Annotated in this window: 7 protein-coding genes; 2 read left to right on the top strand and 5 right to left on the bottom strand. The window is 44.9% G+C overall.

Features of this window, described 5'->3' with window-relative positions; genetic code table 11:
- Positions 1 to 494, bottom strand: a 494-nt coding sequence (locus AC5V8P_RS21790; RefSeq protein WP_495473854.1) for a glycoside hydrolase family 36 N-terminal domain-containing protein, incomplete at its 3' end; no start/stop codon positions are given.
- A gap of 240 nt (positions 495 to 734) precedes the next feature.
- On the opposite strand from AC5V8P_RS21790, the gene AC5V8P_RS21785 reads away from it, so the two are divergent.
- Positions 735 to 1,562 (top strand): AraC family transcriptional regulator, encoded by an 828-nt coding sequence (locus tag AC5V8P_RS21785; protein WP_064796672.1) that lies wholly within the window; start codon positions 735 to 737, stop codon positions 1,560 to 1,562.
- 80 nt (positions 1,563 to 1,642) lie between these two features.
- On the opposite strand, the gene AC5V8P_RS21780 is transcribed toward AC5V8P_RS21785, so the two are convergent.
- From AC5V8P_RS21780 to AC5V8P_RS21770, 3 genes are read right to left on the bottom strand one after another with little or no spacing between them, the layout of a single operon-like run.
- Positions 1,643 to 2,524, bottom strand: coding sequence for a MetQ/NlpA family ABC transporter substrate-binding protein (locus AC5V8P_RS21780; protein ID WP_063211856.1), 882 nt, complete (start codon positions 2,522 to 2,524; stop codon positions 1,643 to 1,645).
- 29 nt (positions 2,525 to 2,553) lie between these two features.
- Entirely contained in the window at positions 2,554 to 3,324 is a 771-nt protein-coding gene (locus AC5V8P_RS21775; protein ID WP_063211858.1) for an SDR family NAD(P)-dependent oxidoreductase, read from the bottom strand.
- A 5-nt stretch (positions 3,325 to 3,329) separates the two neighbouring features.
- On the bottom strand, positions 3,330 to 3,791 hold the full coding sequence (locus AC5V8P_RS21770) for an S-ribosylhomocysteine lyase (RefSeq protein ID WP_013369209.1): 462 nt from the start codon (positions 3,789 to 3,791) through the stop codon (positions 3,330 to 3,332).
- 276 nt (positions 3,792 to 4,067) lie between these two features.
- Between AC5V8P_RS21770 and AC5V8P_RS21765 the strand changes: the two genes are divergently transcribed.
- Complete coding sequence (locus tag AC5V8P_RS21765; protein ID WP_063211860.1) at positions 4,068 to 4,868, top strand: GTP pyrophosphokinase; 801 nt, start codon at positions 4,068 to 4,070, stop codon at positions 4,866 to 4,868.
- A gap of 155 nt (positions 4,869 to 5,023) precedes the next feature.
- Here AC5V8P_RS21765 and thrS read toward each other — a convergent pair whose 3' ends face one another.
- Positions 5,024 to 6,937, bottom strand: a complete 1,914-nt coding sequence (thrS, locus tag AC5V8P_RS21760) for a threonine--tRNA ligase (protein WP_063211862.1) — start codon at positions 6,935 to 6,937, stop codon at positions 5,024 to 5,026.
- Positions 6,938 to 6,940 lie beyond the last annotated feature (3 nt).

The following is a 6,940-nucleotide window of genomic DNA, read 5'->3' as shown; positions in this document are numbered from 1 at the left end:
AGGAGTCGAAGATTTTGTTCCCCCCCATTACTCAGACGAGCCGAACGGGCGATTACATTTCGATCCTTAAAGACAGTGTAAAGAAGAACCACTTTAAGACCTGAAAAGGCATCTTTTAATTCCAGTTCCAACGTATCCGCTTCAGCTTCATTCTCGGTATAGACGGCCGGAAGGCCGGGTAAAGCTGGCTTCCCTTTGATGATCCGGTAACCATCATACTTTAACTCCGTGATGCGAGTTCCATCCTCCAGCTCTACTTGATACGCCGGGGTACGGAAGTCCCCACTTCCATACTGTGGGTATTCTTGCGGCAGCCGATCCAATCCAGCCGTCGCGGGAGTGTGAAGCAATAGATCAGCCATCGGCTCACGGTGCTTCAACCTGTCTCCCCAGTATACATGCACAGGAAATCCATCGACAATCTGAATAATATAACTCATGCCAGACGACTGTAAATGAAACAGACCCGGTTGCTCTTGAACAATGATACCCATTGGGAAAATAACCCCTCTCATAAATAATAATCATCAGATATCCACACCTAAAAAGGCACTCAGAAGAAGCATTTTGTAACAGTCATCAACTAAGCTCATATGGTGTAAAGCTTGGTAAGACCCAACAATATAGCAATAGGTTCTACAGAAATCATATATTAATTTTAGATATGAAGTACATGGCATGGTGCTCACTATTTATGTTATAATGCTTGATAATTTACATAAGGGGATTTTACCGTGATCGAGTATTTGCCACGTAGTAAACAACACTCTGAATTGTATCTAACTCAGTTTGGCATAGAGGAATGCATACCTAGTCACTTTTTTGGACCTGCGATAAGAGATCACTATTTGCTCCATTATATTTTGGACGGCGAGGGGATCTTTGAGGTCGGTGGATTCAGCTACCGCCTGCGGAAAGGACAGTGGTTTCTAATCTGCCCGCAAGTCATCACTTATTATCAAGCTGATGCCATAAACCCTTGGTCTTATTGCTGGTTTGGTTTTAATGGGACACTGGCAGAAACACTTCTCAAGCAAGCGGGCCTGACGATGACGTCACCAATCCTCTACTTTGAAGGAGACCAATTGATTTATCAGTATTTGCAGCAAATGAACGTATCAAGTGAATGCCCTAAGGGTCGGGAAACCAGACTGACCGGGCTGCTTTACTTAATGTTATCGGAGCTTATAGAGTTCAGTCCGGCAGCGTCTTCCGACCAAAAGGAAGGTCGGGCAGAAATTTACGTTGAAAAAGTGAAGGACTTTATCGAAATGAATTATGCTCAGAAAATTACCATTGAGCATATTGCACATTTTATCGGTCTCAATCGAAGCTATTTATGTTCATTATTCAAACAACGAGTAAACACAAGCATTCAGGATTATTTGATTCGCTATAGAATCAACAAAGCCTGTGAATTGATGGGGAACGCTGAACTTTCGATAGGCGATATTTCCCGTTCAGTCGGCTACAATGATCCTCTACTCTTCTCAAAAATTTTTAAAAAGATAAAGGGATTCTCCCCCAAGCATTACCGAGCCGAAACTCATGCTCAAGCCTAAAACGACCACTGAAATTACGAATAGAAGCCTCAAACGAACAAAAAGAGGTCAACCAGAAAATCTGGCTGACCTCTTTTTGTTTATTTTGCAGTTTGTCCTTCCAAATAAGAAACAGGCTCTTTAACCTCTACTTTGGTACCGCCAAATTCATCCTTAATGTACTTTTGAGTATCCTCGTTATGATAGAGATCTGCTAACTTTTGTAGTCCCTTATCATTTGCCTTATCGGATGAAGTAGCCAGAACGTTAATATTGTTCTTTGTCGACTGACTGATCTCTTCATGGAACAAGGAATCTTTCAGTACGTTCAGACCGCCTTCCAAAGCAATCGTGTTCCCAATCAACACCAAGCCTACATCTTGAATCACGCGCGGACCTGTTTTATCATCGATTAGTTCAAATTTCAGGTTTTTAGGATTGCTAGTAATATCGTTGACTGTACCTAAGGCATCATCAAAATCAGGTTTAAGCTTAATTAAACCGGAGGCTTCCAGCAGCCTCAAACCTCTTGCTGTATTCGCCGGATTGTCCGCCAAAGCCACCAACGCTCCGTCGGTCACTTCATTAATGCTTTTGAATTTTTGCGAATAAATCCCCATCGGCTCCAGATAGGTTGTGGCTATCGCCTTCAAATCGGCTTTGCTCTCTTTGTTATAGCTCACCAGATACGCCCACGATTGGAACGCATTCACATCCACATCGCCTTGTCTCGTCGCATTGTTCGTTTCGATTCCGCCGTTAATCTCTTTGACTTCAATATCCAGCTTGGCATCCTTGGCCGCCTGAGATTGGGCAATATGCCTCCAAATCTGAGCGTCAGACCCCATAGAGCCGATGACTATCTTTTGCGTTTCCGAACCGGAAGCGGAGGTGGAGCCGTTACTGTCTGTACTTTTATTGCCGCAGCCTGCGGCTATGAGTAATAAACTAATCCCTAATAGTAAAACGAACGATTTCTTCATGTTGTTATCCCCCAGATCATACTAGTATGCTAGTGCATCGTCATTCCACCTGTTACATTAATCGCTTGTCCTGTCATATATGCGGAGAGCGGACTTGCCAGAAAGAGCACTACATTGGCGACATCCTCGACCTCGGCGGTTCTCCCCAGAGGTACCTGCGAACAATCTTCTTCATATATTTCCTGGGCAGTCATTCCGCGAATAACGCCCCCTTCAATCCGCTCGCGATGCTTCATCGGCGTTTCTACGATACCGGGACAAACCGCATTTACCAAAATTTGATGCGGAGCTAGTTCAATGGCCATCACCTTGGTCAAGCCGAGAACCGCATGTTTGGATGCACAGTATCCCCCCATAGCCCGATATCCATTTTTTCCGGCCTGTGAAGCAATTTGGATGATTCGTCCCGATTTACCCGCGTCCACCATTTCCTTGGCAAACCGTTTGGATACGACATACAGTCCAGTTGAATTGATCGAAAATACCTTCTCCCAATCAGCTAACTTACTATTAATGACGTAATCCATCGTAGAAGTGCCAGCACAGTTCACCAATATATCAGGAATTCCCGTTTCACTGATGAGCAAATCGCACCATCTTTCGATATCATCCGGCTTGGATATGTCCAATTGAGTTTCGACCAACTGTGAATGGACCACTCTATACGGCTCTTCATAAGAAATATCAGCAGAAATCACTTTAGCTCCACTTTGAATGAAAAGCTCTACAATCCCTTTGCCTATACCTGACTTGCCGCCTGTCACTACTGCTGTTTGATGAGATAGGTCTATTGAGATCATAGATTTTAAAATACTCTTTTGAAAGGATCGCGGCTAATGCCAGCCTCCAATACAATCTTCACATATTCCTGTGCTGAAAAAAGAGAATGGTCCTTGTAGTTCCCGCATTCCAATGCAGTAACAGCCGGAACTTCTGTCGTTTCCAGAATTCTTTTCAGCGTTTTTTCCAAAGCGAGTGCAATTTCCTCAGGCTCGTGTTCATTCCATAAAATCAAGTAGAACCCTGTTCTGCAGCCCATAGGAGAAATATCGATAATTCCCTTGATTTCATCTCTCAGATACGTCGCCAATAAATGCTCCAGCGTGTGTACAGCAGCTGTTGGCAGTGCGTCTTCGTTCGGTTGCAGAAATCTCAGGTCATACTTTTGTACCGTGCTTCCTTTTTCATCATGCTCTACTCCCGCTGCTCTTACATAAGGAGCCTTTACAATCGTGTGGTCTAATTGGAAGCTTTCTACTTTTGCCATTTTTCTCATCCTCATTTTCTGTAATTTTTATGTTTAGTCTAATGACGACTACTCAATACTTGTGCTATTTTTTTAAAAGTTTAATGCTTTAAATCAGCATTTTTGCAATTATACATCGGATTACTCGGTTTTACCACAATAATTATTATTTTTTTCTCATTTCTTTGTCCGCCTCGCCTTTGCCTGTGCGTTTTGACATAGTGTACAATATATACGGTAATCCATCTTTACGAAATAGATCGAGGACATCGTAAGCCTCATTTAGGAGAATGCTCTGTGAATGAACCGGATTGGAAGCACTTGAATGCTGTCCCTTTGCCCTTGCAGGAATTTCAGCTACAGCTGGACCAGAACAGTGTGGACGCCAAGCAACTAGAGGAATGGAAGAAGATCCCTGTCCTTTATCAACTAGCTTTGGAGGAATTAAAGAACAAAATTAAGCTGATTCAGACGGAATGGAAGCTAATAGATGGTTTTAGTCCGATTGAGCACATTAAAACCCGGATCAAAGAACCCCACAGCATTGTAGAGAAGGTTCGGCGTAAAGGGCATGAGGTCACCCTGGACAATATATTGCGTGAAATTCATGATATCGCAGGCATGCGTGTGGTATGCGCATTTGTCAAAGATATCTATCGCCTGATGGATCACCTCCGCACACGGGAAGACATTCGTATTTTGGAGGTCAAGGACTATATTGCCCATCCTAAGCCCAACGGCTATCAGAGTCTACATGTCATTGTGGAGATTCCACTGATCCTGTTTGAGGGCACACGCTGGATTAAAGTCGAAATTCAAATGCGCACATTGGCTATGGATTTTTGGGCCAGTATGGAGCATATTTTGTACTATAAGTTTGATAAAAAAGTGCCCGAACACGTGGTTAACGGGTTGGCTGAAGCTGCACGTGCAACCTACGAACTGGATCAGAAAATGCTCAAGTTGCGCGGGGAAATTTTATCGCTTAGCGAGGAACAGGATGTGGAAGAGTCTCCAGGGAAACGAGCTGAGGAGTCAGCTCTGAAGACACTCTCCCTTCCCGCAGATCACGCTACTTCGAGGTCACAGACTTGCTAGCCATACAGGCACGGGATAACTAAAGCATTCATATGGGGTTGTTCCCCCTTGTGCTGGAACTTAGGAACTTATGTATGATGTATAAATAAAGAGCCGTCAAAACCACTACGATCCTGATTTTGACGGCTCTTTTACACATTTGTTTCAATCAAATATTACTGCTTCTCGCGAATCTCTGTGCTTATTTTCTCAACGATGTCTGCAATGCTGAATGATCCCAGATCGCCTTCGCCCCGTTTGCGCACTGCTACAGTACCGGTTGTTTTTTCATTTTCCCCGATAACGAACATGTATGGAACCTTCTCCAATTGCGCTTCACGGATTTTATAACCAAGCTTCTCATTCCGAGTATCCACTTCGACGCGCAGACCCGCTTTCAGCAATGCTTCCTGCACCTCATTGGCAGTCTCGATATAGTTCTCGGATACAGGCAACAGCTTCGCATGAACAGGAGCCAACCACAATGGGAATGCGCCTGTAAAATGCTCAGTCAGGATGCCCATGAAGCGGTCGATCGAACCATAGATGGCACGGTGAATAACGACCGGACGGTGCTTCTGGTTGTCTTCGCCCACATAAGTGAGGTCGAACTTCTCAGGCATTTGGAAGTCCAATTGGATCGTTCCGCACTGCCAGCTGCGTTTGAGCGCATCGAGAATGTGGAAGTCAATTTTCGGACCATAAAACGCTCCATCTCCCGCATTAATACGGTAGTTCATACCCAGATGTTCCAGCACGTTCTGCAGAGCTTGTTCCGCTTGATCCCACAGCGCTGGCTCGCCCATAAAGTCATCTGGACGTGTGGACAACTCCACTGTGAATTCAAAGCCAAACACACTGTACATTTCGTTAATCAGCTTGATTACGTCCGTAATCTCTTTTTCAATCTGTTCTGGTGTAACGAAAATATGCGCATCATCCTGACAGAATGTACGAACACGCATCATACCGTTCAACGCACCGGACAGCTCATGACGATGCACTTGCCCAAATTCGGATATACGAATCGGCAGATCGCGGTAAGAATGAAGTTCATTTTTAAACACAAGCATATGCCCCGGGCAGTTCATCGGTTTCAGAGCAAATGTAGTTTCATCTACTTCGGAGAAGTACATATTTTCTTTGTAATGGTCATAGTGTCCCGATTGTTCCCACAGACGGTTGTTCATCATCAGCGGTGTACGTACTTCTTCATAGCCATGCAGACGTTGAATGTCGCGGGAGTAATCTTCGAGCGCAGTACGCACCACCATACCTTTAGGCAGGTAGAACGGCATGCCAGGTGCTTCTTCGGAGAACATGAACAGTTCCAGTTCCTTACCTAGCTTGCGATGGTCGCGTTTTTTCGCTTCTTCCAGCATGTGCAGGTGCTCATCCAGTTGAGCTTTTTTAGGGAATGCTGTTCCGTAGATACGTTGCAGCATCTTGTTATTGGAATCGCCTCTCCAGTATGCACCTGCTACACTTAACAGTTTGAAAGCTTTGATACGACCAGTGGATGGCAAATGCGGGCCACGACACAGGTCAAAAAATTCGCCTTGATCATAGATCGTAATTTCCGCTTCTTCCGGCAAATCACGAATCAGTTCCAGTTTCAATGGATCTTCCAGTTCACCAAAAATGCGAGTTGCTTCCTCACGGCTAACCACACGACGTGTAATCGGCAGATTTTCCTGCGTAATCTTCGCCATTTCCTTTTCGATCTTCGCCAGATCGTCAACGGACAACGGGTTTTCGATATCAATGTCATAGTAGAAGCCGCTGTCAATGACCGGGCCAATACCCAGCTTCACATTTTTCTCACCATAAATGCGTTTGAGCGCCTGTGCCAGCAAATGCGCTGTGCTGTGACGGTAAATTTCCAGACCGTCCGCACTGTCCAGCGTAATAATTTCAAGGTCAACGTTCTGATCCAAAACGGTGTTCAGATCGACAGCCTTCCCGTTTACTTTACCTGCTACTGCGTTCTTTTTCAGCCCGGAGCTGATCGAACCGGCCACGTCAGCGATGGTTACGCCCTGCTCGTACTCGCGTACGGCTCCATCCGGCAATTTCACTTGAATACTCACGAT

The sequence above is a fragment of the Paenibacillus sp. N119s genome (assembly GCF_059447605.1).
The sequence above is the reverse complement of the archived record's forward strand: the minus strand, read 5'-3'. Positions and strand labels throughout refer to the sequence as shown.

Bases quoted from the DNA above. Each gene is read 5' to 3' on its own strand.
- AC5V8P_RS21770 (WP_013369209.1), bottom strand. From the start codon at position 3,791: ATGGCAAAAGTAGAAAGCTTCCAATTAGACCACACGATTGTAAAGGCT.
- AC5V8P_RS21780 (WP_063211856.1), bottom strand. From the start codon at position 2,524: ATGAAGAAATCGTTCGTTTTACTATTAGGGATTAGTTTATTACTCATA.
- AC5V8P_RS21775 (WP_063211858.1), bottom strand. From the start codon at position 3,324: ATGATCTCAATAGACCTATCTCATCAAACAGCAGTAGTGACAGGCGGC.